General features: G+C 71.4%; 25 protein-coding genes and 1 pseudogene. 16 read left to right on the top strand and 10 right to left on the bottom strand.

Annotation, left to right across the window (positions count from 1 at the left end; genetic code table 11):
• Positions 1-16: 16 nt before the first annotated feature.
• The 4 genes from AB0B41_RS11825 to AB0B41_RS11840 are packed head-to-tail and all read right to left on the bottom strand — an operon-like array spanning position 17 to position 4,897.
• Positions 17-1,006 (bottom strand): AraC family transcriptional regulator, encoded by a 990-nt coding sequence (locus AB0B41_RS11825; protein ID WP_358201854.1) that lies wholly within the window; start codon positions 1,004-1,006, stop codon positions 17-19.
• Between the two features lie 12 nt (positions 1,007-1,018).
• The gene (locus AB0B41_RS11830; RefSeq protein WP_358201856.1) at positions 1,019-2,440 is read right to left on the bottom strand and encodes an MFS transporter; all 1,422 of its coding nucleotides are present in this window, start codon (positions 2,438-2,440) and stop codon (positions 1,019-1,021) included.
• A 46-nt stretch (positions 2,441-2,486) separates the two neighbouring features.
• Positions 2,487-3,965: an aldehyde dehydrogenase gene (locus tag AB0B41_RS11835; RefSeq protein WP_358201858.1), complete on the bottom strand. Its 1,479-nt coding sequence runs from the start codon at positions 3,963-3,965 to the stop codon at positions 2,487-2,489.
• 32 nt (positions 3,966-3,997) lie between these two features.
• Complete coding sequence (locus AB0B41_RS11840; protein WP_358201860.1) at positions 3,998-4,897, bottom strand: PhzA/PhzB family protein; 900 nt, start codon at positions 4,895-4,897, stop codon at positions 3,998-4,000.
• Positions 4,898-5,141: 244 nt separating this feature from the next.
• Between AB0B41_RS11840 and AB0B41_RS11845 the strand changes: the two genes are divergently transcribed.
• Positions 5,142-6,299, top strand: a complete 1,158-nt coding sequence (locus AB0B41_RS11845; RefSeq protein WP_358201862.1) for a mandelate racemase/muconate lactonizing enzyme family protein — start codon at positions 5,142-5,144, stop codon at positions 6,297-6,299.
• A 35-nt stretch (positions 6,300-6,334) separates the two neighbouring features.
• On the opposite strand, the gene AB0B41_RS11850 is transcribed toward AB0B41_RS11845, so the two are convergent.
• Entirely contained in the window at positions 6,335-7,372 is a 1,038-nt protein-coding gene (locus AB0B41_RS11850) for a LacI family DNA-binding transcriptional regulator (protein ID WP_358201864.1), read from the bottom strand.
• Between the two features lie 26 nt (positions 7,373-7,398).
• Complete coding sequence (locus AB0B41_RS11855; RefSeq protein ID WP_358201866.1) at positions 7,399-7,806, bottom strand: helix-turn-helix domain-containing protein; 408 nt, start codon at positions 7,804-7,806, stop codon at positions 7,399-7,401.
• 89 nt (positions 7,807-7,895) lie between these two features.
• Here AB0B41_RS11855 and AB0B41_RS11860 point away from each other — a divergent pair, with 89 nt between their 5' ends.
• The 8 genes and pseudogenes from AB0B41_RS11860 to AB0B41_RS11895 all read left to right on the top strand — a co-directional run bounded on the left by AB0B41_RS11860 (position 7,896) and on the right by AB0B41_RS11895 (position 15,464).
• Entirely contained in the window at positions 7,896-8,885 is a 990-nt protein-coding gene (locus AB0B41_RS11860) for a cyclase family protein (protein WP_358201868.1), read from the top strand.
• Positions 8,886-9,004: 119 nt separating this feature from the next.
• Positions 9,005-11,695, top strand: coding sequence for a bifunctional 3-(3-hydroxy-phenyl)propionate/3-hydroxycinnamic acid hydroxylase (locus AB0B41_RS11865; RefSeq protein ID WP_358201870.1), 2,691 nt, complete (start codon positions 9,005-9,007; stop codon positions 11,693-11,695).
• Positions 11,682-12,542, top strand: coding sequence for a dioxygenase (locus AB0B41_RS11870; protein WP_358201872.1), 861 nt, complete (start codon positions 11,682-11,684; stop codon positions 12,540-12,542). Before AB0B41_RS11865 ends, AB0B41_RS11870 begins: the two co-directional genes overlap by 14 nt.
• On the top strand, positions 12,539-13,594 hold the full coding sequence (locus tag AB0B41_RS11875) for a maleylacetate reductase (RefSeq protein ID WP_358201874.1): 1,056 nt from the start codon (positions 12,539-12,541) through the stop codon (positions 13,592-13,594). Before AB0B41_RS11870 ends, AB0B41_RS11875 begins: the two co-directional genes overlap by 4 nt.
• 134 nt (positions 13,595-13,728) lie before the next feature.
• On the top strand, positions 13,729-14,004 hold the full coding sequence (locus AB0B41_RS11880; protein ID WP_358201877.1) for a hypothetical protein: 276 nt from the start codon (positions 13,729-13,731) through the stop codon (positions 14,002-14,004).
• A gap of 107 nt (positions 14,005-14,111) precedes the next feature.
• Positions 14,112-14,291, top strand: a pseudogene (locus tag AB0B41_RS11885) (S-(hydroxymethyl)mycothiol dehydrogenase); the annotation flags it as partial.
• Entirely contained in the window at positions 14,288-15,145 is an 858-nt protein-coding gene (locus AB0B41_RS11890) for a multidrug effflux MFS transporter (protein ID WP_358201879.1), read from the top strand. The pseudogene AB0B41_RS11885 and the gene AB0B41_RS11890, both read left to right, overlap by 4 nt.
• 55 nt (positions 15,146-15,200) lie before the next feature.
• Entirely contained in the window at positions 15,201-15,464 is a 264-nt protein-coding gene (locus AB0B41_RS11895; protein WP_358201881.1) for a hypothetical protein, read from the top strand.
• Between the two features lie 9 nt (positions 15,465-15,473).
• Here the strand turns inward: AB0B41_RS11895 and AB0B41_RS11900 are convergent, their stop codons facing one another.
• Both AB0B41_RS11900 and AB0B41_RS11905 read right to left on the bottom strand, forming a co-directional pair.
• Positions 15,474-16,286, bottom strand: coding sequence for a TIGR03619 family F420-dependent LLM class oxidoreductase (locus AB0B41_RS11900; protein ID WP_358201883.1), 813 nt, complete (start codon positions 16,284-16,286; stop codon positions 15,474-15,476).
• A gap of 107 nt (positions 16,287-16,393) precedes the next feature.
• Positions 16,394-17,287, bottom strand: coding sequence for a LysR substrate-binding domain-containing protein (locus AB0B41_RS11905; protein WP_358201885.1), 894 nt, complete (start codon positions 17,285-17,287; stop codon positions 16,394-16,396).
• A 112-nt stretch (positions 17,288-17,399) separates the two neighbouring features.
• Here AB0B41_RS11905 and AB0B41_RS11910 point away from each other — a divergent pair, with 112 nt between their 5' ends.
• From AB0B41_RS11910 to AB0B41_RS11940, 7 genes are all read left to right on the top strand, one after another.
• Complete coding sequence (locus AB0B41_RS11910) at positions 17,400-18,578, top strand: cytochrome P450 (protein ID WP_358201887.1); 1,179 nt, start codon at positions 17,400-17,402, stop codon at positions 18,576-18,578.
• A gap of 2 nt (positions 18,579-18,580) precedes the next feature.
• Positions 18,581-18,910, top strand: coding sequence for a 2Fe-2S iron-sulfur cluster-binding protein (locus AB0B41_RS11915; protein ID WP_358201889.1), 330 nt, complete (start codon positions 18,581-18,583; stop codon positions 18,908-18,910).
• On the top strand, positions 18,907-20,154 hold the full coding sequence (locus tag AB0B41_RS11920; protein WP_358201891.1) for an FAD-dependent oxidoreductase: 1,248 nt from the start codon (positions 18,907-18,909) through the stop codon (positions 20,152-20,154). The genes AB0B41_RS11915 and AB0B41_RS11920 overlap by 4 nt, the downstream gene beginning before the upstream one ends.
• Positions 20,155-20,258: 104 nt before the next feature.
• Positions 20,259-21,302 (top strand): LLM class flavin-dependent oxidoreductase, encoded by a 1,044-nt coding sequence (locus AB0B41_RS11925; protein ID WP_358201894.1) that lies wholly within the window; start codon positions 20,259-20,261, stop codon positions 21,300-21,302.
• Complete coding sequence (locus AB0B41_RS11930; RefSeq protein ID WP_358201896.1) at positions 21,295-21,831, top strand: cupin domain-containing protein; 537 nt, start codon at positions 21,295-21,297, stop codon at positions 21,829-21,831. The genes AB0B41_RS11925 and AB0B41_RS11930 overlap by 8 nt, the downstream gene beginning before the upstream one ends.
• A gap of 2 nt (positions 21,832-21,833) precedes the next feature.
• Positions 21,834-23,015 carry a homogentisate 1,2-dioxygenase gene (locus AB0B41_RS11935; protein ID WP_358201899.1) on the top strand — a complete coding sequence of 394 codons (1,182 nt, stop codon included), beginning with the start codon at positions 21,834-21,836 and terminating at the stop codon, positions 23,013-23,015.
• Positions 23,008-24,132 carry an alpha/beta hydrolase gene (locus AB0B41_RS11940; protein WP_358201901.1) on the top strand — a complete coding sequence of 375 codons (1,125 nt, stop codon included), beginning with the start codon at positions 23,008-23,010 and terminating at the stop codon, positions 24,130-24,132. The genes AB0B41_RS11935 and AB0B41_RS11940 overlap by 8 nt, the downstream gene beginning before the upstream one ends.
• A 376-nt stretch (positions 24,133-24,508) precedes the next feature.
• On the opposite strand, the gene AB0B41_RS11945 is transcribed toward AB0B41_RS11940, so the two are convergent.
• Together AB0B41_RS11945 and AB0B41_RS11950 are read right to left on the bottom strand one after the other, a co-directional pair.
• A complete protein-coding gene (locus AB0B41_RS11945) occupies positions 24,509-25,804 on the bottom strand; it encodes an SLC13 family permease (protein ID WP_358201904.1) in 1,296 nt (431 codons plus the stop codon).
• A gap of 67 nt (positions 25,805-25,871) precedes the next feature.
• Positions 25,872-26,981 (bottom strand): PrpF domain-containing protein, encoded by a 1,110-nt coding sequence (locus AB0B41_RS11950; RefSeq protein WP_358201906.1) that lies wholly within the window; start codon positions 26,979-26,981, stop codon positions 25,872-25,874.
• Between the last annotated feature and the right edge of the window lie 19 nt (positions 26,982-27,000).

A 27,000-nucleotide genomic window follows, 5' to 3' on the forward strand; every position in this document is an offset into this window, starting at 1 on the left:
GTGAAGTGGGGTGGGCTCAGCGCGCCCGCAGGGTCGCCGAGGGTGACTCTCCGAAGCGACGCCGGTACGCGGCCGCAAACCGGGGGACGTGGCTGAACCCCCAGCGGAAGGCGACCTCCGCGACGGTCGGGCCCGTGCCGGGCGACGCGGCGTTGAGGTCCTCGCGGGCCCGCGCGAGCCGCGTCCGCTGGACGTACTCCCGCGGGGAGATCCCGACGTGGTCGTGGAAGTGGCGTTGCAGCGACCGGGGGCTCACCTCGGCATGTCGGGCGAGCCGCTCGAGCGACAGGTCGCTGCCCGGGTCGGCGTCGACGAGCTCCATCGCCCGTTTGACCGGGGCGGGCCGGTGTGCCCCGACCCGGCGGTCGGTCAGCTGGTCGGTGTAGGTGTGCGGTTGGGCGAGGAGCAGGCCGTGCACGAGGAACGCCGACCAGGGGTTCTCCCCGAGCGTCCAGCCCGCCATTCCGTTCTTGGAACCCAGGTCGTCGACCAGCAGCGCCACTGCGCGCGCCCAGGACGCGGCTGCCGGTGTGCGCAGGTCCATGACCGGCCGGAACACCAAAGGCGTGGTGACCGGCCGGCCGAGCAGCTCTTCGAGGCGGCGTTCCAGCGCGGGTCGCTCGATCCGGACGTGGAGTTGGCGGTACTCCGCGCTGAGCCGCATCGTGACCGGCATTGACGGCGAGAGGATGCCCGCGGTTCGCTCGTCGACCACGATCTCCTCGTCGCCGACGCTGATCCGGTTGCGCCCGCCCCAGGAGAGGTTGACGTCGTAGTAGTCGACCTGCTCGGTGAGCGCGACGTCGAGCTCGGCGCCGCGGTGCTGCCCGTAGACCAGCGACACCGACCCTAACGGGACGACCGCGACATCCGTGGTCACGGCGCCCTGCGCTCGGCGCGGGGTCAGCCGGTGCGGAGTGAGGACCTTCGACACCGACGCCCGGAAGGCGTCGACGTCGGAGGCGCGCAGTACCGAGAAGCGTTCCAGGACGTGCGCGGTCGTCACGGGAGCCGGCTCTCAGGCCGTCGCGGCCGGGGGTGTGACGACGGCGGATCTCTGTTCGATGGTTTCCAGACCCCGATGGGCGGGCACCGCCGCGAGCTCGGCCGGGGTGAGCTGGGGCCTGGCGAACCGGATCGACGCCATCGTGACGACCTGTGCGACGACGATCAGCGCGGCGACCAGCCAGGGTGCCCCGTCCAGCTGGATGATCAGCGCGGTGGCCAGCAGCGGGGTGGGGCCCGCGATGAGCGCCTGCTGGAGCTCCCGGGACGAGGTGAAGCCTGCCGCCCGCGACTCGGTGCGGAACAGGACCGGGCCGATCACCAGCTGCGCCACGACGCTCGGCGACCAGCAGACCGCCCACAGGACGGCGCCGGCGATGATCACGAACACCATGTTGCGCGTGGTGAGCAGCGCGAAGTACGGGAAGGCGAGCACGATGCCGGCGATCGCACCGACGTTGAGCACGGTCTTCGCGCTCCAGCGGTCGCACGCCTTGCCCCACAGCGGCAGCGCGAGCACACCGGCGACATACATGACCAGCAGGGCTAGGGCCGTTTGGAGGAAGCTGAGCTTGAGTTGGTTGGCCATGTAGCTGATCCCGAAGGCGTTTGCGACGTAGCCGATCACGTTGCTGGCGGTCGGCATGAAGAAGGCCGCCACATAGTTGCGGGGGCTGGCCGTGAACGCCGTCTTGATCGCCAGGAGCGGGTTGGACCGCTGGACGATCCGCCCCTGCTCCTTGGCCTGCTGGTATTCCGCCGACTCCTCCATGTTGCGGCGCAGCCAGAGCGCGATGACGGTGAGCACACCGGCGAACAGGAAGGGGATGCGCCAGCCCCAGGACACGAATGCCGCCTGTCCGACGGCAAGGTTGATCACCGCGAAGAAGAGCAGGGAGAAGATCGACCCCGCCATGGTCGCGTTGTAGAGGAACGAGCTTTGGTAGCCCTTGGTGCGCTGTTGGGCGGATTCGTTGACGTAGACCATCGCCGTGCCGAGCTCGGCGCCCGTGCCGAATCCCTGCGCGACCCGGCAGAGCACCAGCAGGATGGGCGCCCAGACGCCGACGGTCGCGTAGGGCGGCAGGATTCCGATCGCCGCGGTGGCCACGCCGACCAGGATGATCGAGGCGAGCAGGATCGGGCGTCGGCCCCAGCGGTCGCTCAGCGCACCGAGGATGATGCCGCCGATCGGGCGGGCGATGAACCCTGCGGCGAAGGCGCCGAAGGCGCCGATCGTCGCGGCGTTGCCGGCGTCGGGCGGGAAGAAGAACGGGGCGAAGACCGTCCCCGCCACGTAGGCGTAGAGACCATAGTCGTACCACTCGATGAAGGTGCCCGCGCTGCCCGCGACGATGGCGCGGGCGGAGCGGCGGGGCGTGACCTCGACCGCCTCCTGGGGCGGGTCCGCGGGCGGGTCGATGGACGATGTCATGTCTGCACGATCTCCTTTGATCATTCGTGCGAGAGGGATCTCGGGGTCAGCCGAGGACGAACGGGTCGCGGGTCCGGCCCGCGGTGTCGATCCATACCGCCTTGGTGTGGAGGAACTCGTCGACCGCGTGTCGGCCGTTCTCGCGGCCCCACCCGCTGGCCCCACTGCCCCCGAAGGGCACGTTGGGCGCGACCGCGCGATAGCTGTTGACCCACACCGTCCCGGCCTGCAGCCGGGCGGCGACGCGGTGCGCGCGTCCGACGTCGGAGGTCCACAGCCCGGCTCCGAGGCTGAACTCCGTGCTGTTGGCGACGGCGACGGCCTCGTCCTCGCTCCCGACGTCGAGCACGGTCAGGACCGGGCCGAAGACCTCCTTCTGCGCGATCTCGGCGTCACGCGCCACGTCGGCGAGAATGGTCGGCTCCACGAAGAGCCCGCCCAGGTCCGGGTCGCGGCGCCCGCCGGACACCACGGAGGCGCCGGCCGCGATGGCGCGCTCGACGAAGCCCAGCACGATGTCGAGCTGACGCCGGTTGGCCAGCGGGCCCATCTCGGTGTCGGGAAGCAGCGGGTCGCCAAGCCGGATGGTCTTGGCCCGGTCTGCGATCCGCCCGAGCAGCTGGTCGCGGACGTCGCGGTGGACGACGAGCCGGGACCCGGCGATGCAGGTCTGCCCGTCGGCGGCGAAGATCCCGGCGATGACGCCGTTCGCCGCAGCTTCGAGATCGGCGTCGGGCAGGACGACCTGGGCGGACTTGCCGCCCAGCTCGAGCAGGACCGGGGTGAGCCGAGCCCCCGCGCCGGCCGCGATGGCGGCCCCGACCGCGGGCGACCCGGTGAAGGCGATCTTGTCGACGCCCGGGTGGTCGACCAGGGCCTTGCCGAGCTCGGCGCTCTGCCCGGTCACCACGTTGAGCACGCCGGGCGGGAACCCCGCCTCCTCGAACAGCCGCGCATACTCCAGTGCAGAGGCCGGTGTGGACTCCGACGGTTTGACCACGAGCGCGCACCCCGCGGCCAGAGCGGGCGCGAGCTTCCAGTGGAGCAGGGCGAGCGGAGAGTTCCAGGGCACGATCGCCGCGACGACACCCGCGGGCTCCTCCCGGGTGTAGACGAAGTAGTCGGGGTTGGCCGACGGGATCGTCTCCCCGTGCAGCTTGTCGGCCAGACCCGCGAAGTAGCGGAGCCAGGCCGCCAGTCCGGCGGTCTGCTGCCTGGTCTCCCGCAGGAGCTTGCCGTTGTCCGTGGTCTCGACGACCGCCAGCTTCTCGGCGTCCCGCTCGACGATGTCGGCCAGCCGGCGCATCAGCGCGGCGCGGCCGAAACCGGTCGTGGCGCCCCACTCGCCGTCGAGAGCCGCTCGGGCGGCCCGGACAGCGGTGTCGACGTCCGCCGCGCCGGCGTCGGGCACCCGGGCCCAGGCCTGACCGGTGTAGGGGTTGACCGTCTCGTAGGTGGCTCCGGAGGCGGCGGGACGCCAGGTCCCGCCGATCGCGAGCTCGTACTCCTGCACCGTTGCGCTCACTCTCTGGTGACGTCCGTCCGACTCGGCTGGGCTCAGCCCGCGAGGGGGACGACGGTCGCGAACAGCAGTGGGTCGCTGTAGACCTGCGCCAGCTGGATTCGGCCGTCGCGCACGGCGAACGCGAACAGGTAGGTCTGCGGGTAGGGCCGGCCGAAGGCGGTCGCCGAGTCGGCCATCCGGCTGCGAGCCCACACCAGGCCCGGGTCCACCGAGGGGAACAGCTCGACGTCGACGTGGGCCGCACCCACGAAGTGCTCGGCCACCCACTCGGCACGCGTCTGGAGTTCGTCGCGACCCTGCCACGCCGCCTTCGCCTGGTTCGGCGGGGCGAAGGGGAACTCGAAGACCGCGTCGTCGGCCCACAGCTCGTCACGAGACTTGGGGTCGGCGAGATCGGCGGTGAGCCAGGCCTCGACGACGCGCGCGCTCTCGGCAGACGCGGCGGCCGTGGCCTCGTCGAACTCCTGCGGCGGGTCGTAGGGCACCGGCGTCCAGCCGTGCAGCGCGGGCGGTGCCTGGCGGAGCAGCGCGCGCTCGAGCACCAGGGAGCTGAAGAACTCCCGGTAGACGACCACCTTGCCGTCCCGCAGGACGAGCTGGTGAACGTAGCGCTGCGGGTACGGGGCGCCATTGAAGGTCTTCTCCTCGGAGCACCGGTTGGTGATCCAGAAGACGTTCGGGTCGGCGGACTCGAAGATGCGCAGGTCGAGGCGGGAGGCATCGCCGCCGGCGCGCCGGACGGCGTTCTCCTCGCTGTTGCGGCGGACCTCGGCGATCCCGGCCCATCGGGTCTCCTCGAGGACCGCGAACGGCAGTTCCTTCACGCCGTCCTCAGCCCACTGGTCCAGGTACCGGTCACGCTTGTTCGTGTCGATGAAGGTCTCCACGGCCTTCCGGTTCTTGCGACGCAAATCAGCATCGATCGTCGTCATGACTCGACCTCCGTCGTGGGAATCACAAGAGCTCCCGAGGGGAGCGTCGCGGCATTACGTCCTGCGACGACTGGGAACCTTACCAGTCCGCTGTGGCGGCGCCTAGACCTTCTGTTTCGTCGCACATTACCGCACTTCAGACTGGATATAGACCTCGTCCAGAGCGCCACAGCCAAGGTCTGGAAGCGGTCACCACCCGCCTGCTAACCTGGCAACGTTTCCAGAACAGAGGAGCCTGATCTTCATGACTCTCGACCTATCGCCGGTCACCGACCACGCCCCGAGCCTGACTGGCCTGACCATCCGCGCGATCGAGACCGTGCCCGTCCGGGTCCCTCTCGAGCGCGTGTTCCGCGGCAGCTACTACCAGATGAGCCACCGCTCGACCATCGTCACGCGGGTCCACACCGAGGAGGGTGTGATCGGCGAGGCGTACGCCGGCGACGAGGACGCCGCCCTCCTAGAGATCGACGCGATCATCCACCGGGAGATCGAGCCACGACTCATCGGCGAGGACGCGATGGCGGTCGAACGTTGCTGGTCGTTGGCCAGGCCTGCCACGTTCGACATCCTGCGCGACCGGCGACTGGGGCTTGTCGCCTGCGCGTCCGTCGACGCCGCCATCTGGGACGCGGTGGGCAAGTTCCTGGGCCAGCCGTTGTGGCGCCTCTGGGGCGGCTTCCGGAACTCCATCCCGATGATCTCGATCGGCGGGTACTACGACAGCCCGCTCAGCATCGAGGACGAGATCGCCGTGCTGAAGGACCGCGGACTCGCCGGGATGAAGTTCAAGGTCGGTGGCGCCGACCCGGTCGCCGACGCGGAGCGGTTCCGGCGGGCCCGCGAGGCCGCCGGCCCCGACTTCGTGCTGGCCGCGGACGCCAATCAGGGCTGGACGGTCGAGGAGGCGGTCACCTTCTGCCGCCGGGTCGCCGATCTCGACCTGCTCTGGATGGAGGAGCCGTGCCGCTGGCACAACGACCGCCGCGCCATGCGGGACGTCCGGTACGCCACCGAGGTGCGCGTCTGCGCCGGTCAGAGCGAGTTCTCCGCGGGCGGCGCCCGCGACCTGATGGTCGAGGGCGCCATCGACGTCTGCAACTTCGACGCCTCCTGGACGGGCGGGCCCACTGAGTGGCGCCGGGTCGCCGCGATGGCCACCACGTTCGACGTGAAGATGGGCCACCACGAGGAGCCCCAGCTGTCGAGCCACCTGCTCGCCTCGATCCCGCACGGGCTCTACTCGGAGTGCTTCGACCCGCAGCGGGACCCGGTGTGGTGGAACCTCATCGCCAACCGCCCGCCGCTCGTCGACGGGCACATCACGCTGCCGAACCGTCCTGGCCTGGGCTGGGAGCTCGACGAGGAGTACATCCGCTTCCACCGGGTCGACGCCGCCTGACCGCACCGGCACCCGGCCGCGGGGAGGCCGTCCGGTCAGGTACCGGCGGCCTCCCGCACCGGACCGCAGCTCGGCCGCGGCACGAACACGGTGGGCAGCACGGAGGTCACCGGGCCCTCGTCGGGATCCTGGATGCGGCGCAGCAGCAGCTCGGCGGCCGCGCGGCCCAACTCATGGGTGTCGCGCCGCACGACTGCGATCGACGGATCGAGCATCTCGGTCAGGTCGGTCTCGTCGCAGCTCACCAGCGACAGGTCCGTCCCGATCGACACCCCCCGCAGCCTCAGCTCGCGCAGGCAGCCCTTGAGTAGTTGGTTCCCCCCGGCGACCAGCGCCGTCGGCCGCTCCCGCATGTCCAGCAGCCGGGAGGTCGCGGCCTGCCCGTGGTCCGCGTCGAGCGGACCCTGGACGATCGAGTAGCCGGCGGGGAGGCCGCGCTCGGCGTACGCCTCCTCCACCCCCCGGCGCCTCATGCGCGCGAACCGCGCGTGTCCGCCGAGGATGCACCCGATCCGGCGGTGCCCGAGGTCGAGCAGGTGGGAGATGGCGGCGCGCATGCCGCCCCGGTGGTCGCACAGCACCGCGCTCGGCCGCAGCAGGTCGCCCGGGTCGTCGAGCTCGCGGTCGATCAGCACCAGGGGTGCCTCGATCGTCTGCAGGGCGGCCAGCACGTCGGCGTCGTCCTCGGCGCTGAGCGACAACAACAACCCGTCGACGTGGCGGTCGCGGAACAGCAGGATGTTCTGCGCCTCGAGCGCGGGATCGTTCATCGAGTTGACGAACAGCAGGGAGTAGCCCGCGCGGCGCAGCGCGCCCTCCGCACCGAGGCTGATCTCCGACAGCAGCGGGTTCGAGATGTCGCCGATCACGAGCCCGACCGACATGGTCGGCCCGCCACGCAGCCCGCGAGCGAAGATGTCCGGCCGGTAGCCGATTTCGGTCACCGCCGCCATGACCCGGTCCCGCATTCCGGCGCTCACGTCCGGATGACCGGACAGCACCCGGGAGACGGACGAGATGCCCACACCCGCGCGCCGGGCGACGTCCTTGAGGCCCGGCCTTGGCATCGGCATCCCCACATTCTACGGTCGGGCCGTAGTCAGACTCGCGAGGTCCACTCGGTCGCAGGGACGGCCTCGGTAGGCGCGGCCGCGTCGAAGGACGCGCGCGCGGCGACGACGGTGTCGGCGTTCCGCTTGGCCCAGTCGTCGATCGCCCCGAGTAGCGGGCCGATCTCCCGGCCGAGCCCGGTCAGCCGGTACTCGACACGCGGCGGGACGGTCGCGTGCACGCGTCGGTCGACCAGCCCGTCCCGCTCAAGCGTGCGCAGTGTCTTGGTCAACGACTTCTGAGTCACACCTTCGACGGCCCGACGCACCTCGGTGAACCGCAGGGGTCGCTCGGCCTGGCCGAGGAGGTCCAGCACGTAGAGCACCCACTTGTTGGCGAGCACGTCGACGACGGTCCGCGACGGACAGCCTGCGGAGTACACCGGCTCGGTATCCATGGGGTACCTACATATCTCAGCGGTGCCTTCTTTACAAGAGATACCGGTCGTCGCACGCTGCTCCCGCCACGATCGACAGGAGGACATCGATGACGCGATGGGCACGCCGCCCCGAGGGTTCGAACTGGGGCGAGTTCGGCGTGGACGACCAGCTCGGCCGGTTGAACCTGATCACCGCCGAATGCAGGCTCGCTGCCGTCCGAGAAGTCCGAGAGGGCATCGCCTTCCCGCTCAGCCTCCCGCTCGACTTCCCGAAGGGCGAGTACATCGCGGGCCCGCGGAAGCCGCCCGAGCTGGCCAGCACCCCGCTCGGCCACAACCACCGCTTCCTGCCCTCGGTGCCCGACGTGGTCAGCGACGATCTCGCGGTGATCCACCTGCAGTACTCGACGCAGTGGGACTCCTTCGCCCACCACGGCGCCCTGTTCGATCTCGACGACACCGGCGAGCCCGCCATCTGCTACTACAACGGCTACCGGGCCGACGTCGACGTGATCGGCGATCCAGCAGGTTCGGTCACCCCGCATGCCGACGCGCTCGGGATCGAGACCATGGCCCAGACCGGGGTGCAGGGACGCGGCGTGCTGGTCGACCTGGAACGGGCGCTGGGCCACGACCGCGTCGCCGTCGGCTACGACCAACTGACCGAGATCATGGCCGCGCAGGCCGTCACCGTCGAGCCCGGAGACGTCTTCTGCCTCCACACCGGACTCACCGCGATCATGCTCGAACTCGGTGACGATCTCACCCACGAGGCCCTGGAGCAGTGCGCGGTCCTCGACAGCCAGGACGGCCGACTGCTGGAGTGGATCACGGACAGCGGGTTGTCGGCGATCGTAGCCGACAACCTCGCCGTGGAGCCGTTCAGCCTCGACCCCGCGCCCGGGGCCGACTCGGTCCTCCCGCTGCACACCCACTGCCTGTTCAAGCAGGGCATCCCACTCGGCGAGATGTGGTACCTGGCGGACCTCGCGGCCTGGCTCCGTGAGCACAGCCGCTCCCGCTTCCTGCTCACCGCTCCCCCGCTGCGGCTCCCCGGCGCTGTGGGGTCGCCGGTCAGCGGCGTGGCGACGGTCTGAATGCGCGGCGCGGGACGGATCGGCCTGGCGCGAAGCGGATCGAACCGGCGCGCGACCGCGCCTAACCTCACGGCGATCCGCAGGAGCGCCGCCGCTCCGCGTCGACAGGAGACCTGATCGTGAACCACGACTACGACGTCGCCATCGTCGGGTACGGCCCCTCCGGGCTCGTCCTGGCTTCCGCCCTCGGCAAGGTCGGCCACTCGGTGGTGGTCTTCGAGCGGTGGCCGTCGCTGTACGGGCTGCCCCGCCTCACCCACATCGACGGGGAGACCGCCCGGATCGTCCAGGCAGTCGGAGACCTCGACCACGCTCTGCGCGATGCAGAGCCCATCTCGAACTACCGCTACCTCAACGGCCGCGGCGAAGAGCTGCTCGAGCTGGACTGGCGCGGGAGCTCCTGCGGTCACCCTGCACACCTGTCGATCTACCAGCCGGACATCGAGGACGCGATCGACGTCCACGCGCGGGCCTCCGGCCATGTCGCGGTCGAGCAGGGCTGGTCCGTGGTCGCCCTCCGACCGCAGGACGACGGTGTCGAGATCGCCGCCCGGCCCTGGACCCAGTCCCGCACCGGACAGTGGTCGCACGGCGGCGAGGAGCGCGTCGTCCGGGCGAAGTACGTGGTGGGGGCCGACGGCGCCAACAGCTTCGTCCGCACCACCCTGGGTATCGACCGCAGCGACAACGGTGTCGACGACCGCTGGCTCAACCTCGACACCGAGCGGCTCCGTCCGCTGCCGGACCGGTTCAGCAGCCTCACCCAGTACTGCGACCCGGTGCGCGGCTCGATGCACATGCCGATCGGGAAGAGCCGCCAGCGGTTCGAGCTGGCCGTTCTGCACGGCGAGGACGCCGCCGAGTTCGAGCGTCCCGAATTCGCCTGGACCTGGCTGCGCGATACGCACGGGCTGGGCCCGGAGGACGTCAAGATCCTTCGCCAGATCGTCTATACGTTCCAGGGCAGGATCGCCGAGCGGTGGCGGGAGGGACGCGTCTTCCTGATCGGCGACGCGGCCCACACCACTCCGCCGTACATGGGTCAGGGCGCCTGCTCCGGGATGCGCGACGGCCTGACGCTGGGCTGGAAGCTCGACCTGGTCCTGCGCGGTCTCGCTGGCGACGCGCTGCTGGACACCTACGAGGCCGAGCGCCGTCCGCACGCGACCGCGATCACCGAGATCTCCAGCGCGCTGGGCAGGGTGGCGAACACCCACGACCCGGTTGCCGCCGCGGCGCGGGACCAGGCGTTCCGGGACGGCACCGCACCGCCGCCCCCGCCCTTCCCGATCATCGGGGCCGGCGTGGTCCACCACGGTCCCGATGGGCGGCCCTCCGCGCTGGCCGGCACGCTCGTCCCGCAGGGTGTGGTGAGCAGGGACGGGGCCAAGGGCCTGTTCGACGACGTCGTCGGGCGTGGGTTCAGCCTGGTCACCGAAGCGGACCCGAAGTCGGTACTCGACGCCGCGCAGCTGGAGTTCCTCGAGCGGCTCGACGTGACGACGGCCGTACTCGGCCGGGATATCGAGGACGTCGACGGCACCTACGCGGCCTACCTGCGCGCCAACGGGATCGAGGCGTTCATCGGCCGGCCCGACTTCCACCTGTTCTGGGCAGGCGCCCTCGCCGAACTCCCGGCCGCGCTCGACCAGCTCCGCGCGCGGCTGGCCTGGCGCGACGACACCGTCCAGGCCCGGCCCGAGCTGCCCCCCGCCGAGGTCCTCTGGCGGGCGATGTCACCGACCCGGATGCTCGACTACGGCATGGACTACGGCGACGTCCTCGAGCTCCGTCGGCTGACCACGGCGGGCACCGCCTGGGACGTCGCCGCCGAGGGCCTGGCGGAGCACCACCTCGAGCGCGCCGCCGACGCCGCGCGGGAGGGCCGGACGGCGACCGCCGAGGAGGCCTACAGAGCGGCGATCGCCTGCCTGGTGTTCGCGCAGATGGCCTTCAACGCCGACGGCCCCCGCAAGCGCGCGCTCTACGGCAGGCTGACCGACACCGTCTCCGCGCTGGCGGCGACGGCCTCCGCCGCCGCGCAGCGCGCGACCGGCGCCGTCTCGCTGCCCCGACTGCAGGCCGTCGAGCTCCCCTTCGCGGGCGGCACGATGTTCGGATGGCTGCTCCGGCCGCTCGGCCCCGTCCTGGGCACCGTCGTGGTCTGCGGCGGGCAGAGCGGCTGGGGCCCGGCATACCTCGGGCAGGCCGCGGCGCTCAACCGGCGCGGCATCGCGGCCCTGCTCGCCGAGGGTCCGGGCCAGGGCCGGACGCGCCTCGACGGCGGCGTGCTGCTCGACGTCGACGTCCGCGCGGCGTACCGCGCCTTCGTCGACCACGCCGTCGGACTGGGGCTCGGGCCCGTCGGGCTGTGGGGCAACAGCAACGGCGGTCTGTACGCGGGCACCACCGCCGCGTCGGACCCGCGGGTCGCCGCGGTGTGTGTCAACGGCGCCCCGGCCCACCCACGGCTGCTGACCTTCCGCAGCTACGTCGAGCAGGCCGAGGCCATGCTCGGCACCCGCGACCGGGCGGCGATCCAGGCGAACTTCGACCGGACCGCGCTGCGGCCGGAGGACCGCATCGACTGCCCGGTGCTCGTCCTGCACGGCGGCGAGGACCCGCTCGTCGGGCTCGACGAGCAGCAGCCGTTCCTCGACGCCGCCGCGCACCACGGTGCTGCCATCCTGCGGGTGTGGGCGGACGGCGAGCACACCATCTACAACCACTCGACCGAGCGCAGCGCGGTGGTCGCCGACTGGTTCGCCGGCGCGCTCGCCGACCGGGCAGGAGACCATGGACCACAGTGAGAGCAGCCTGCTCGACGCCGTCCTGGCGAGCATCGACGAGACACCGGACCCGCGGCTGAGACAGATCCTCACGACGGTCACCCGGCACCTCCACGCCGCCGTCCGGGAGCTGCGACCGACGAACCGGGAGTGGGAGCAGGCCGTCGAGTTCCTCACCGCGGTCGGGCAGAAGTCGGACGCCACGCGTCAGGAGTTCGTGCTGCTCTCCGACGTCCTCGGGGTGTCGATGCTGGTCGAGACGATCAACGGCGCCGACACGGGCACCGAGTCCACCGTCCTGGGGCCCTTCCACATGGTGGACTCGCCCGTCCGCGAGCTCGGCGAGTCGATCGACCTCGTCGGGAAGGGCGAGGCCTGTGTGGTCACCGGATCGGTACGAGACGTCGACGGGACGCCCCTGGCCGGGGCCACGATCGACGTGTGGCAGTGCGACGAGAACGGCTTCTACGACGTCCAGCAGCCGGACAGCCAGCCGGCGGGCAACGGTCGCGGGCTCTTCCACGCCGACGACAAGGGCCGGTTCTGGTTCCGGACCGTCGTGCCCAGCCACTACCCGATCCCCACCGACGGCCCGGTCGGTGACCTGCTCACGGCGACGCGCCGGCACCCCTACCGACCCGCGCACGTGCACGTGATCGCCGAGGCGCCGGGGCACACCCCCCTGACCACGCACATGTTCGTCGCGGACAGCCCCTACATCGACGGCGACGCCGTCTTCGCGGTGCGCGGGAGCCTGGTCACCGAGTTCGCCGAGGTGACCGAACCCGCCTACGCCGAGCGGTACGGGGTCTCGGCGCCGTTCCGCCACGCGCACTTCGACATCCGGCTGACGAGGGCCGCGGCATGAACGTCGTCGCCTACGAGGCTCTGCCCATGCGGGTGGTGTTCGGCCCGGGCTCGCTCGCGCGGCTGGGCGAGGAGACGGACCGGATTGGTCTGCGTCGCGTCCTCGTGCTCTCCACGCCCGGACAGCGCGGGCTCGCCGAACGCGTGGCGGCCGTGCTCGGGGACCGCGCCGTCGGGATGCACGACCGGGCGCGGAGGCACGTACCAGTGCCCACGGTCGACGAGGCCGCGAAGACCGCCACCGAGGTGGCGGCCGACGGGTGCGTCGCCGCGGGCGGCGGGTCGACTATCGGGTTGGCCAAAGCCGTGGCCCTCCGCGTCGGCCTGCCCTACGTCGCGCTGCCGACGACCTACGCGGGCTCGGAGATGACCCCGGTGTGGGGCCTCACCGAGAACGCGCGGAAGCGGACCGGGCGAGACCGGGCGGTGCTGCCCGCGGCGGTCGTCTACGACCCAGACCTGACCAGCACCGTGCCCGCCGCCGTGGCCGCCGTGAGCGGCCTCAACGCGATCGCGCACGCGATGGAGGCCCTCTACGCACCCGACGGCTCTCCGGTCGTCGCGGCCATGGCGGAACGCGGCATCCGCGACCTCGCGTCCGCGCTCCCCACCCTCGCCGCGGCGGAGGCGGACGACGCCGCCCGAGCGTCCGCCCTGGAGGGGGCCTGGCTCTGCGGCGCCTGTCTCGGTGCGACGACCATGGGTCTGCACCACAAGCTCTGCCACGTCCTCGGCGGGATGCTCGATCTGCCCCACGCCGAGACCCACGCGGTCGTCCTCCCGTACGTCGCGGCGTTCAACCTCCCGGCCGCCCCAGACGCCGATGCGGCCGTGCGCCGCGCCCTCGACGGACCGGACGCCGCGGACGGGCTCCGAGACCTGGCGGCCCGGCTGGGCGCGCCGCTCAGCCTCGCCGAACTGGGCGTCGAGCGGTCGCAGCTCGACCTGGTCGTCGAGGAGACCCTGTCCGCGCCCTACGCCAACCCCCGCCCGATTCGTCACGAGGACCTCGTGCGCCTCCTCGAGGAGATGCGGAGCGGCTGTTGGCGATGAACAAGGATCGTCGGGGGAGGCCCGAGTCGCCCGTCCCCAGTCACCGCATTGGTCACCGCTTACGACCGATTACGCCCTCCGCGACTGAGCACGAGACAAGATCGTTTACCCAGGAAGGCCGCTCTCACCAGCTCGTGGACTGCATCGAAGCGGGAGCGGTCGCGCAGGCCCTTATCGGCGCCAAGAGCGACGACGGGTCGGTCAGGGAAGTCGACGCAGAACGCGTCGACTTTCTCGATGCTGACGCGAAAGCGGACGGCAACGATCCCGTTCATCTCCAGCAGTCGCACGACATCGTTAATCGGGCCGCGTGGCACGTTCCAGTGGTCGCGGACTTGAGCTGCCGCTTGCTCGATGTCGACAGACTGAAGCGGCTGTTCGTTGTCAATGGGGAGGCGCGGCAGGTTTAAGGTCGGGCAGAGCGACATATTTCTCGAGCTCGAGCGCAAGATCCCGTGCGAGGTGCACGTAGGCCAGAGCTTGCTGGCGATCTCGCGGAGAAGTCGATCGGAGACTGAGCTGGTACGGGGACTGCCTGCCCAGCCGCGACTTCCCGATACTGCTCGACCTGCACCTGCAGGGCCGGCTGCCGCTGGAGAAGTTCGTGACCGAGGAGATCGGCCTCGACGACATCGAGACCGCCTTCGAGAAGATGCACCACGGCGACGTCCTCCGCTCGGTGGTCGTGCTCGGATGAGCGCGGCGCAGAAGGTGCCGGCGCGCCGAGTCCTGGCGCTGGGTGCGCTGTCGACCTTCGGGCCGCTCTCGCTCGACCTTTACCTGCCGGGGCTCCCCCAGCTGACGGCGGCGCTCGACACCAGTGAGTCACTCGGCCAGGCGTCGCTGTCGGCCTGTCTGGTCGGGCTGGCCCTTGGCCAGCTGCTGGTCGGTCCGTTGTCGGACCGGGTCGGACGGCGCGCCCCCCTGTTGGTCGGGGTCGCGCTGTTCACGGTCTCGGCGGCGTTGTGCGCCGTCGCACCCTCCATCGAGGTGCTGCTCATCCTCCGGCTGCTGACCGGAGCGGGCGGCGCGACCGGGATCGTGGTGGCGCGGGCGATGGTCCGCGACCTGGCCTCCGGTACCGCCGCGGCCCGCGCCTTCTCGCAGCTCATGATTGTCAGCGGGGTGGCGCCGGTGGTGGCCCCGCTGCTCGGCAGCCAGCTGTTGCGCGTCACCGACTGGCGAGGGGTGTTCCTGGCCCTCGCCGGGTTCGGCGCCCTGCTGTTCGTGGTCGCTCGCACCCAGGGCGAGACCCTGCCGGAGGACCGCCGCCAGGCCGGTGGGCTCGCAGTCGTCGGCCGGGCGCTGGTCACGGTGGCGAGGGACCGCGGGTTCGTGGTCCCCACGCTGGTGCTCTCGCTGGTCTTCTGCGGCATGTTCGTCTACATCGGCATGGGCAGCTTCGTGCTGCAGCAGGGCTACGGCCTCGGCGCGCAGGCCTTCGGGATCATGTTCGCCGTCAACGCGCTGGGGGTCGCCCTCGCCGGGCGGTGCAGTGCCGTGCTGGTGGGTCGGGTCGGCCCGTGCGGCTGCTGCAGGTCGCGGTCCTGATGTCGCTGGCCGGCGGGGCCGCGCTCGTCGTCGGGGTCACGGCCACCACGTCGGTGTGGGCGGTGCTGGTGCCGCTGTTCGTGGTGGTGTCGAGCGTCGGGCTGGCGTTGCCGAACGGACGGCGCTGGCGCTCGCCGACCACGGCGCGGTGGCGGGTACCGCGGCGGCCCTGGTGGGCGTGTGTCAGTTCACGGTCGGTGCGATCGTGCCGCCGCTGGCGTCGGTGGGCGGTGTCAGCGCACTCACCATGGCGGTCGCGATCCTCGTCGTCGCCCTCACTGCGGGAGTGGTTCTCGTGCTGTCACCCCCACGGCGCTGACGGGCTCGCTCAACCGACCACTGCGGCCACGCAAGCGCGGACCTCCTCCAGCGCCGCCTCGATCCCATCGCGCTCGGTCGAGGCGAGGCGGAACACGATGCGGTCGGCGCCGGCGTCCGCGTACTCCTCGACGACGGCGGGGTCCGTCGGCAGCCCGACGGCAACGACGGGCTGCCCCGCTCCCCCGGCGGTGAAGGCGCGGATGCGCTCGGGTGTCCCGTCGAGGGCCAGCGGGGCCCAGCCGTCCCCGTACGCGCGGGCGCGGTCCTCGGATCCCGGGGAATTGCCGCCGAAGAACATCGGGACACCACCGGGCTGCTCCGGTTTGGGCCAGGACTGGACCCGGTCGAACGCCACGAACTTGCCGTGGAACGTCGCCTCGTCCGCCCGCCAGATCTCCCGCATCGCGAGCATGTGCTCGCGGACGACGTCGTAGCGCGTCTCGGGGTCGATGCCGTGGTTGCGCATCTGCTCAGGGATGGCCCCGTGGCCGACGACGAGGTCGACCCGGCCCCCCGACAGCAGGTCGATACTCGCCAGCGCCTTCGCGGTGGCGATCGGCGCGCGGTGCCCGAGCTGGATGATCCCCGAGGACACCCTCAGCCGAGCCGTGGCCAGCGCGGCAGTGTTCAACGCGACCAGCAGGTCGTAGAGCCGCGCCCAGTCGCGCGGCATCCCCGATCCTGGCGCCGTGTCGAGCACGGGCATGTGCGTGTGCTCACCGAACTGGAGCACGTCGAACCCCGCCTGTTCGACGAGGACGGCGACCTCGTCCGGTCGCAGGGTCTCGTCCGTGCAGGACGCGTAGACACCGATCTCCATGCGAGCTCCCTTGCTGCGTCAGGACGCCGCCGAGCCTGGCAGCGGCTGCCTCCTGGGAAAACATGAAGAATCCGATGGTCGGCATAACTGCGGCCTATGAAGTTGGCCTACAAGGTGCGGCAGAACTCCACGAGTGCCCTGGCCCGTCGGGTGAGCCGGGCCTTCTCGGGCCAGGCCAGCACCGCCCGGCGCTCGCGGGTGGGGTCGAGGATCGGCAGGGACACCACCGGGCGGCCCTCGAAGCTGACGTCGGTGGGCCACTGCTGCACGAGGATGGAGTAGCCGACGCCGCGGGCCACCAGGCACCGCACCACCTCGATGTTCGAGCTCAAGTGGCGCAGGTTGGGGGTGAGCCCGGCCTCGGCGAGCATCTGCGCGGCGTTCCGGGCGCTGGGCACGTCGAACATGATCAGTGGCTCCCCGGCGATCTCGGCGAGGCTGATCGCCTTGCGGCCGGCGAGGGGGTGGTCGGCGGCGAGGATGACGTAGGGCCTGCTCGTGCGGACGGTCACCGAGGACAGGGCCACCCCGGCTCCGTCGTTGTCGTAGAGGAAGCCCAGCTCGCAGCGCCCGTCCAGGACGGCCTCGCGCACCTCGTCCGCCGCCCCCTCGACGACTCGGACGTCAAGGTCGGGATGGCGGGAGGCGAAGTCGTCGAGCACCGGCGGGATGAGGAACGGTGCGAGGGTGACGTAGCAGCCCACCGACAGGGTTCCGCTGACCCGGTTGTCCTGAGCCGAGGCCAGGTCCTGCAGCTCGGTCGCCCCCTCGAGCAGCCTGCGGGCGTCGACGAGCACCCGGTTGCCCGCCTCGGTCAGGGCCGCCCCCTTGGCGCGGCGGCGCACCAACAGCTGCACGCCGAGGTGGCGTTCGAGGTCCTTGATCGCGAGCGAGACGCCTGCCTGTGAGGCTCCGCACCGCTCGGCGCCCGCGCTGACCGATCCCGCGTCGGCGACGGCGACGAAGAACTCCAACTGGCGCAACGAGAACCGCGGGGACATAGGGATCTCCAATGAAACCTATCGGAACCTTTGTCTTTTCCACGCTATCGGCCGGTGTCACTCTCGGTCCAGGCGCTCACACAGCGTCGTAGTCGAACCGAGGTGGTTCCCAATGGCGACAGCGTCGGTCGCAACCGATGTCCAGCTGAGCGAGCTCGCCGACGACCCGTACCCGGTGTTCCGTCGTCTGCGCGACGAGGACCCGGTGGCCTGGGTCCCAGCCGCCGGCCGCTACCTCGTCACCCGCCACGAGGACGTCCTTGCCGTCGAGCGGGACCAGCGCGTGTTCAGCTCGGTGGAGCAGGACTCGTTGATGAACCGGGCGATCGGCCGGACCCTGCTGCGCCAGGACGGTGCGGCGCACAAGCGGCTGCGCGCCGCGGCGGAGGGGCCGGTGCGGCCCCGCGCGGTGAAGAACGAGTGGCTGCCCGCCTTCCAGCGCAACGCGGACGCCCTGATCGACGGGTTCTTCGAGCGCGGCTCGGTGGACCTGTTCGCCGAGTTCGCTGGGCCGCTGGCCGGGGCGAACCTGGGCACGATCCTGGGTCTGCGGTCCGCCACGCCGGCCGACATTCAGCGCTGGTCGCAGGCGTTCATCGACGGGTGCGGCAACTACGGCGACGACCCTGAGGTGTGGACCCGCTGCGCGGCCGCGGTCGCGGAGGTCGACGCCGCCGTCGACGAGGCCCTGCCGTTCGTGCGGGAGAACCCGGACAGCAGCGTGCTCTCCTCGATGCTGCACGCCGAGGACCCGCTGACCCCCGAGGAGATCCGCACCAACGTCCGGATCTTCATCGGCGGCGGGGTGAACGAGCCGCGTGACGCGATCGGCGTCGCCACTTACGCGCTGCTGACCCACCCCGACCAGCTCGCCGACGTCGTCGCCGGACAGATCGCGTGGCGGACGGTGTTCGAGGAGGCCGTCCGCTGGGTCTCGCCGATCGGCATGTACCCCCGCGAGGTCACCGAGCGCACGACCCTGGATGGCCGGACGCTGGAGGCGGGCGACCGGATCGGGGTGGTGATCTCCTCGGCGAACCGGGACGAGCGCGTGTTCGAGCGGCCGGACGAGTTCGACACCCGCCGCGGCTCCGGCGCGCACCTCGCCTTCGGCGGCGGACCGCACTTCTGCCTGGGCACCTGGGTGGCCCGCGTGTCCATCGCCGAGGTGGCCCTGCCGACCCTGTTCCGCCGGCTGCCCGAGCTGACCCTCCCCGAACCCGGCGCGGTGCGGATGGCCGGCTGGGTGTTCCGCGGACCGCTCGCCCTCGACGCATCCTGGAGGACCTGACCATGCCCGTGATCACCTTCCGCCGACTCGACGGCGCCGAGGACCGCGTCGACGCCCCCGTGGGCGCCAGCGTGATGAAGGCCGCGGTCGCCCACGGCGTGCCCGGGATCGTCGCGGAGTGCGGCGGCCAGGCCATGTGCGCGACCTGCCACTTCTACGTCGCCGACCAGGACCTCGCCGACCGCTCGCTGCCGCCGGTGTCGGACGAAGAAGACGAGATGCTCGACTGCACCTCCGCGCCCCGCACCGCGGGCAGCAGGCTCAGCTGCCAGATCGAGGTCACCGACGCGCTCGACGGCCTGACAGTCGACGTCGCCGGCGAGGGACCGTGACCACCGATCGGGTCGTGGTGATCGGCGCGGGCCAGGCCGGCGCCGGGGTGGCCGCCGCGCTGCGCGAGCAGGGCTTCACCGGCCCGGTGACCGTGGTCGGGCGCGAGTCGCACGCCCCCTACGAGCGACCCCCGCTGTCGAAGGCCTACCTCGCCGCGGCCCCGCTCGACGAGCAGCACCTCGCCCTGCGCACCGGGAGCTGGTACGCCGACCACGACGTCGCGCTGCGACTCGGCGCGCACGCCGAGGAGATCGACCGCGGCGCCCGCACCGTGCGCCTAGCCGGCGGCGAGCGGCTCGACTATGACCACCTCGTCCTGGCCACCGGGACCCGGCCGCGGACGCTACCGATCGTCGGCGCCGACCTGGACGATGTGCTGGTCCTGCGCGGCCTCGACGATGCCCGCGCGCTGCGGGACCGGCTCGACACCGCCCGCACGGTGCTCACCGTCGGGGCCGGTTTCATCGGCCTGGAGGTGGCCGCCGCGGCGCACAAGCGCGGCGTGCACCCCGTCGTCGTCGACGTCGCGGGCCGGGTCATGGAGCGCGCGGTCACCCCGACCACGAGCTCCTTCGTGGCCGACGCCCACCGCGCCTGGGGCACAGAGCTGCTCCTCGGCACCGGGATCACCGAGGTGCTCGGGCACCGCGGCCGAGTGAGCGGGGCTGTCACGACGACGGGTGTGGAGTTCGGGGCCGACCTGGTCGTGATGGCCGTCGGAGTCGCCCCCGAGGTTCGCCTGGCGGAGGCCGCCGGGCTCGACATCGGCGACGGGGTGATGGTCGACGAGTACCTGCGCACCAGCGATCCGGCGATCTCCGCGGTCGGCGACTGCGCCTGGTTCCCCGAGCCGGTCAGCGGCAGGCGGGCCCGTCTGGAGTCCGTGCAGGCCGCCGCCGACCACTCCAGGTGCGTGGCCGCCCGCATCGCCGGCAATCCCGAGCCCTACACCGCCGTCCCGTGGTTCTGGACCCACCAGGGCGACCTGAAGCTCCAGATCGCGGGCCTCGGCACCGGGGTCGACACCGAGGTGCTCCGGGGCGACCCGAGCACCCGGCGGTTCGCGGTCCTCGGCTACCGCGAGGGCACGCTGGCGACCGTCGAGTCGATCAACCGGCCCGCCGACCACGTCGCCGCCCGGCGGCTGCTCGCCGCGGGGGCCTCGCCGTCCCCGGACCAGGCGGGCGACCCCGCGTTCGATCTCAAGTCCTTCGCCGCCGCCGCGTCCGCCCCGGTGTCGTGAGGATCGGCGTCGCCGTCGCACTCGCCGCGGCGATGCACCGTCCGTCCACCACCCGCCCACCCCGCAGCACCATCCACCACCACTGCTCAGTGAGGAGCACCGCGATGGAGATCAACTGCGTCTTCGCGCCCGCACTCGACACTCCCGACCACATCGTGCTGGCCGAGGAGCTCGGCTACCGGCGCGCCTGGGTCTACGACGTGCCGGTGTCCTACGCCGACACCGGCATCACCCTGGGTCTGGCCGCCGCCCGCACGACCGCCATCCGCCTCGGGGTCTCGGTGTTCACCCCGCACCTGCGGCACCTGACGATGAACGCGGCGCTGATCGCGCACCTGGCCACCGTCGCCCCGGGCCGGTTCGACGCCGGCGTCGGCGCCGGGTTCACCAGCTCCACCTATCTGGGCCGCAAGCCCGCGCGCTGGGCGGACCTGGAGCGCTACGTGCAGGCGCTGCGGGCCCTGCTGGCAGGTGAGCAGGTCGAGTGGGACGGCACCGTGGTCAGCCTGATGCACAGCCCGGCCTCGGGCATCCGGTACCCGCTGGAGGTGCCGATCTGGATGGGCGCCCACGGCCCCAAGGGTTTCGCCACCGCCACCCGCCTCGGCGCCGGCGTGGTCACCAACCCCACCCACGGCGACCGCCCCGTCCCGTTCGACGGCGCCTGCCAGCTGACCTACTACGGCACCGTGCTCGAGGACGACGAGCCGATCGACTCGCCGCGCGCGATCGAGGCCGCCGGCCCCGGGGCGTCCCTCGCCCTGCACATGGGCCAGCACGGCCCGCTGGCCGGGATGCCCGAGGCTGCGGGCTACCAGGCCGCGATCGACGCGATCGACGAGCGGCACCGCCACCTGGAACTCTACCGAGGCCACTTGATCGAGCCCAACGCCATCGACCGCCGCTTCCTCACCGGCGACGTCATCCGGCGGGGCACCATGACCGGCACCGCCACCGAGATCGCCGCCATCCTGCGACGGCTCGAGGACGCCGGCGCCACCGCCGTGCTGTACCAGCCCGGCGGCCCCGACATCCCCCGCGAGCTGGCCGCCTTCCGCGCCGCCGCCGAGCTCCGCCACGACCTGCCCAGCACCAGCACCGAGAACAGCACCGAGAACAGCACCGACCAGGAGGTTCAGCATGCGTAGGGTCGTCACCGGGCACGACGCCCAGGGCCGCTCCGTCGTCGTCGACGACGGGATCGCCCCCCGCACCCACGAGTTCGCCTCGCTGCCGGGGTTCGTCTCCTCGGTCGTATGGGCCACCGACGCCGACGTCCCGGTCAGCAAGGTCGGCGAGGACCCGACCGGCAAGACCGAGTCGCTGCTGCCCGGCCCCGGCGGGACCAGGCTGATCCTGCTCACCCTGCCGCCGGACGCGGTGATGGGCACCCCGGCCTTCGACGGCCCCGGCTACGTGGCCGAGCAGCTCGCCCATTCCCCCGGGCTCGCCGAGACCTTCGAGGCCGACGGCATGCACACGACCCCGACGGTCGACTACACCATCGTCCTCGACGGCGAGGTCTGGCTCGAACTCGACGACGGACAGCTCACCCACCTCGCCGCCGGCGACGTCGTGGTCCAGAACGCCACCCGCCACGGCTGGCGCAACCGCTCGGACACGCCGGTCACCCTCGCCGCGATCCTCATCGGCACCACCCCGGAACGGAGCGTCTGACCATGCCGTACTTCACCCGCGTCGGAGAGGTCCCGCGCAAGCGGCACACCGTCTTCCGCCAGCCGGACGGCACCCTCTACTGGGAGGAGCTGATCGGCGAGGACGGGTTCGTCGGTGACACCTCACTGCTCTACCACCGCTACCCGCCGAGCGCGCTGACTGCGATCGAGGCGCTTCCCACCCCGGACGAGCGGCTCGTCCCGAACGACCCGATGAGCCCGCTGCACCTCACGCTGCACGACCTGCCCGCCAAGGGCGACGCCGCGCTCGACCGCGTCCTGCTGCTCGGCAACGACGACGTCAAGATCTCCTACGCCGTCGCCACCACCGACAGCACGCTCTACAAGAACAGCGTCGGCGACGAGCTCGCCTATGTCGAGAGCGGCAGCGGCGCCCTGGAGTCGACCTTCGGCCGCATCGACATCGCCGAGGGCGACTACGTCGTGGTCCCGACCTCGACCATCCACCGCTGGAGCGTCCCGACGGGCGGCGAGCTGCGCCTGCTGTTCGTGCAGGCCACCGGGCACATCGACCCGCCCTCGCGCTACCTGTCCGCACGCGGGCAGTTCATCGAGGGCACCCCGTACTGCGAGCTCGACATCCGCCGCCCCACCGAACTCGTGGCCGGCCAGGGCGAGCAGGTGCCGGTCGTGGTCCGCACCCGCACCGGGCTGACCCGCCACATCCACCGCCACCACCCGCTCGACGTCGTCGGCTGGCACGGCGGCATGTACCCGTGGTCGTTCAACATCAAGGACTTCGAGCCGATCACCGGCAGCCTGCACCAGCCCCCGCCGATGCACCAGATCCTCGAGGCGCCCGGCTTCGTCATGTGCAACTTCGTGCCCCGGCTGCTCGACTACCACCCCGAGTCGGTCCCGATCCCGCCGTTCCACTCCAACGTCGACAGCGACGAGGTGCTGTTCTACGCAGGTGGGGCGGCGAACACCCGCCGCGGCACGGGCGTCGGCGTCGGGTCGGTCACCGTGCACCCGGCCGGGTTCATCCACGGCCCGCACCCGGGCAACGTCGAGCGGGCTCTGGGCGCCCAGCGCGCCGAGGAGTACCAGGTCATGGTGGACACCCACCGGCCGCTGCTCGTCTCCGCCGCGGCCGCAGGGATCACCGACCCCGACTACCCGTTCACCTGGGCCACCCTGGAGGAGGGACGCACCGGTGCGTGAGCTGCTGCCCGTGCCCATGCAGGACCAGATGGGCGGGGACGTCTACTCCGGCATCGCCCGCGCCGCCGGGCTGCTGTGGTGCGGGCGCGAACGCGCCGTCCCGGGCGAGACCACCGAGACGGTGCTGCTGTTCTGCCACCCCAGCTCGAACTTCGTGGGGCACTACGCGCTGAGCCCGACCGCGGCGCTCGGGTTCGACGCCGTCGGGGCCGTCACCCGCTACGCGGGCAACGACACCCAGGTGATCCTGGAGAACTGCGTCGCCGACCTCGGGTCGATCATTCGGCACCTGCGCGAGCACGAGGGCTACCGCCGGGTCGTGCTCGTCGGGAACTCCGGCGGCGGCGGATTGGCGGCGTTCTACCAGTCCCAGGCCGAGAAGCCGACCGTGCTCGACGCGCCGGGCGGGGGTGGCACGGACCTCACCCGCGCCGTCCTTCCCCCGGCGGACGACCTGGTCATGCTCAACGCCCACGCCGGCCGGGCCGATCTGCTGCGCGGGTGGCTCGACCCCGCGGTCGTCGACGAACAGGACCCGTTCCGCCGCGACCCGGAACTGGACCTGTTCGCCGACCGGGCGCTGCCGCTGGACCGGGGCTGGGTCCGCACCTACCGGCAGGCCCAGGCCGACCGGATGGACCGCATCACCGCGTGGGCCAGATCCCAGCTCAGGCTGCTCGCCGAAAACTACGGCGACAGCGTCCCGGACCTGCCCTTCCACATCCACGGCACCTGCGCCGACCCGCGCTTCCTCGACACCACGCTCGACCCGTCCGACCGAGAGCCCGGCACGCTGTGGGGCGACCCGCAGTCGGCCAACCTGCGCCCGGTCACCCTGGGCAGCGTGAGCACCCTGCGGTCCTGGCTCTCGCAGTGGAGCGTCGCCGACACCAACGGGCACGGCCCGACCTGCCTCGAGCAGGTGTCGGTGCCGGTGTTCGTCGCCTACGGCACCGGGGACAAGGGGTGTTTCCCCTCGATGGCCCAGGCGCTCTACGACGCGGCCCTCGACCCGCGCAAGGGGATCCTCGCCGTGCGGGGCTCCGGCCACTACTTCGAGGGACCGAAGCACCTGCTGACCGACGCCCTCCAGGCCATCACGGCCTGGCTCGGCTGAGCCAGACCTCCGACCATCCCACCGCCATCGCAGCGCAGACTCGGGTTCCGGCGGCTGTCCCGCTCGCCGGGCCGGCCGGATAAGCTACGGATCTCGGCAGATCCGTCTCCCGCGCCGCCGAACCAGTACAGCACCGGCAGTCGCCGTTTTGGTCACCGCTTACATCTGATCACGACCACTGCGACTGAACATCAGCCCAGATCGTCAGCTCGGGGACTCACAAGGTCCGATGTCATCACTCACAGTGCCCATCCCGCCGGACCTCCGCCCGGCGTGTCGGGCCGAAAACACCGATTAGTCGACGAAGTATGGGACGCATCAGAGCGGAGGCGGTGTCGGGAGTCGACCATGATGTCGATGTCCTGGGTCACCACATCTAGAAGGCGCCGGGAAGAACCAAGACGGCCCACGCCGCGACGGGTCCGAGCGCGACGATCGCGCAAGTGTAGGTGATCACCTGCTTGTAGAAGCGGTTGCGGTCCACCCCGCGGGCGTTCGCCAGCACGAGCGCACCGTTGGTGGAGAAGGGCGAGACGTCGACGATAGTGGTGGAGATGGCCATGGCGGCGACGACACCCGCGGCGGGCAGCGAGCCGGTGAGCAGCAGCGGGATGGCCATCGGGATCACCGCGGTCAGGATGGCCGTGGACGAGGCGAACGCCGAGGTGATACCGACCGTCAGACAGAGCAGCAGGGCCACGACGAGCGGCGCGCCGATCCCGACGGCGGCGTGCGACACCCATTCGATGGTGCCCGCGTGCTCGAGCACGCCGACGTAGGTCACCATGCCTGCGACGAGCAGGATCGTCGGCCAGCTGATGCCGTCGATGGCCTTCCCGAGGTTCTCCCTGTCCATCAGCCCGAGCAGAGCGCCCGCGGCGAGGGCCAGGAAGCCGATCTGCAGGTGCAGGGCGAGTGCGCCGATGACCAGGCCGACCAGTGCGACCAGAGTGGCGGTCTGCTTCGCGCTGACCGTGACGCGGCTCGGTCTCACCAGCGTGGCCGTTCCCCCACCCGCGGGCAGCTCGGCAGAGCCGTCGTCGTCCGACGACGGGCGCTCGTCGAAGCTCTCCTCGCCGCGGCGGCGGAGCAGGACATAGGTGACGGCGGCGAGCAGCAGGTTGAACGCCATGCTGGCGAAGAAGAGCACCGCCGCGGAGACGGACAGGCCGGACTCGGCGACGATGCCGAACACCAGCGCCCCGGAGACGGCCATCGGCGAGAACGCACCCGCGTGGGCCCCGCAGATGACCATCATGCCGATCATCAGCGGACTGATCCGGTACTTGAACGCGAAGTTCATACCAATCGGGACGAGCAGTGCCACCGCGGCCGGGGTGAACGTGCCGAGGGCGGTGAGGACCGCGGCCACGACGAACAGCACCCACGGGACCAGGATCGCGCGGCCGCGGACGAGTCTGACGCCGGCATCCACCAGGAGATCGATCGTGCCGTTGAGCTTGGCGACCGAGAACAGGTAGGTCACACCGACGACGGTCACGAACAGCGAGACGGGGAAGCCCTCGAAGATCTCCTTCTCGTCGAGGCCGAGGACGAACGTCCCCACGACGAAGGAGCCGACGAAGGCGAGGATCCCGATGTTGATCGGCAGGAGCGTCGCGATGACGAAGATCCCGCCGAGGATCAGGATCGAGAGCAGTTGGGGTGACATCATTGTCCTTCAGGTGTCGAGAAGCCGTCGAGTTCGAGTGGCGCTCGGGTCGAGCGGGCGCCAGGGTCTAGGCGGCGTGGACGTGGCCTGCCATGGTGAGACGGGTGCCCGCGGAGGACACCTGCTCGGGAAGCGCGAGCTGCGCGTCGGCGAGGCGGCGCGCAGTCCGCCACACCCCGACGGCGGGCGATCCATCCCGGCTCGAGATCAGGGTCGTCACCACCCCGGCCGGCGTGTCCAGGTCGAGCGTGTCCCGGCCGTCGCGGACCAGGTCGTGGAGGACGGTACCCGACTCGCGGGCCGCCATGGTCAGCGCGATGCTGCCGGTCACGGCCAGTGCGGGGTGGGTACGTCCCATCGACATCATGCGGATCGACAGGTCGGACCGACCGGACCGCCCCGGGGCGACGACCGCCAGCTTGGGCGTCGCTCGCGCGGCCTCGTCGGGGGTGTCCGCCAACCCCATCACGACCGCGCCCAGCCGCCGGATCCGGTCGAGCCGCTCGAGCATGGCGGCGTCGGCGTCGATCTCGGCGGGAGACTCCTCGCCGGTGAGTCCGAGGGATGCTGCGGGGACGAGGACGACGGGCGCTCCGGCGTCGACGAGACTCACCGGTACCCCGTCGAGCTCATCGACCGGACGTCCGGACGGCAGCAGCGCACCCGTCGTCCGACCTGCGGGGTCGACGAACCACATCCGGACTCCGAGCCCCGGATGGGCGACCCCGGGGATGAAGTCCGTGCCCTCCTCGGACAGCCGACCCCCCGGTGTCGAGACCTCGAGGACGATCAGCTGGTCCGTGTTGGTGTTGTAGACCCGGACCTGGGAGGTCGTGCCGGAGGGGACGACCCAACCGCGCCGTAGTGCGTAGGGTCCGACGACGGCCGAGCAGTTCCCACAGTTGCTGGTCCAGTCGACCTGCCCGTCTGCGATACCGACCTGCGCGAACGTGTAGTCGACGTCGACGCCCGGCCGGGCGCTCTCCGCGAGGATCACGGCTTTGCTGGTCGTCGAGGTCGCTCCACCGACGCCGTCCACCTGGCGAGGGTCGGGGCTCCCGTACAGGCGGAGCAGGACCTCGTCGACGGACTGCCCGGGCACCATCAGCGAGTCGCGCTCGAAGACCCAGCACTTGCTGGTCCCGCCGCGCATCCAGGTCGCGAAGATGTCTCGCACTGCCACTCCTGTCGAGGCG

Origin of the sequence: Pseudonocardia sp. NPDC049154 (assembly GCF_040648315.1) — a bacterium.
Classification (GTDB): domain Bacteria; phylum Actinomycetota; class Actinomycetes; order Mycobacteriales; family Pseudonocardiaceae; genus Pseudonocardia.

Coding starts and splice junctions, on each gene's coding strand:
- AB0B41_RS11905 (WP_358201885.1), bottom strand. CDS start 17,287: ATGTCCCCGCGGTTCTCGTTGCGCCAGTTGGAGTTCTTCGTCGCCGTC.
- AB0B41_RS11900 (WP_358201883.1), bottom strand. CDS start 16,286: ATGGAGATCGGTGTCTACGCGTCCTGCACGGACGAGACCCTGCGACCG.
- AB0B41_RS11945 (WP_358201904.1), bottom strand. CDS start 25,804: ATGTCACCCCAACTGCTCTCGATCCTGATCCTCGGCGGGATCTTCGTC.
- AB0B41_RS11845 (WP_358201862.1), top strand. CDS start 5,142: ATGACTCTCGACCTATCGCCGGTCACCGACCACGCCCCGAGCCTGACT.
- AB0B41_RS11910 (WP_358201887.1), top strand. CDS start 17,400: ATGGCGACAGCGTCGGTCGCAACCGATGTCCAGCTGAGCGAGCTCGCC.
- AB0B41_RS11875 (WP_358201874.1), top strand. CDS start 12,539: ATGAACGTCGTCGCCTACGAGGCTCTGCCCATGCGGGTGGTGTTCGGC.
- AB0B41_RS11850 (WP_358201864.1), bottom strand. CDS start 7,372: ATGCCGATGCCAAGGCCGGGCCTCAAGGACGTCGCCCGGCGCGCGGGT.
- AB0B41_RS11925 (WP_358201894.1), top strand. CDS start 20,259: ATGGAGATCAACTGCGTCTTCGCGCCCGCACTCGACACTCCCGACCAC.
- AB0B41_RS11930 (WP_358201896.1), top strand. CDS start 21,295: ATGCGTAGGGTCGTCACCGGGCACGACGCCCAGGGCCGCTCCGTCGTC.
- AB0B41_RS11860 (WP_358201868.1), top strand. CDS start 7,896: ATGACGCGATGGGCACGCCGCCCCGAGGGTTCGAACTGGGGCGAGTTC.
- AB0B41_RS11830 (WP_358201856.1), bottom strand. CDS start 2,440: ATGACATCGTCCATCGACCCGCCCGCGGACCCGCCCCAGGAGGCGGTC.
- AB0B41_RS11915 (WP_358201889.1), top strand. CDS start 18,581: ATGCCCGTGATCACCTTCCGCCGACTCGACGGCGCCGAGGACCGCGTC.
- AB0B41_RS11935 (WP_358201899.1), top strand. CDS start 21,834: ATGCCGTACTTCACCCGCGTCGGAGAGGTCCCGCGCAAGCGGCACACC.
- AB0B41_RS11840 (WP_358201860.1), bottom strand. CDS start 4,897: ATGACGACGATCGATGCTGATTTGCGTCGCAAGAACCGGAAGGCCGTG.
- AB0B41_RS11855 (WP_358201866.1), bottom strand. CDS start 7,806: ATGGATACCGAGCCGGTGTACTCCGCAGGCTGTCCGTCGCGGACCGTC.
- AB0B41_RS11870 (WP_358201872.1), top strand. CDS start 11,682: ATGGACCACAGTGAGAGCAGCCTGCTCGACGCCGTCCTGGCGAGCATC.
- AB0B41_RS11890 (WP_358201879.1), top strand. CDS start 14,288: ATGAGCGCGGCGCAGAAGGTGCCGGCGCGCCGAGTCCTGGCGCTGGGT.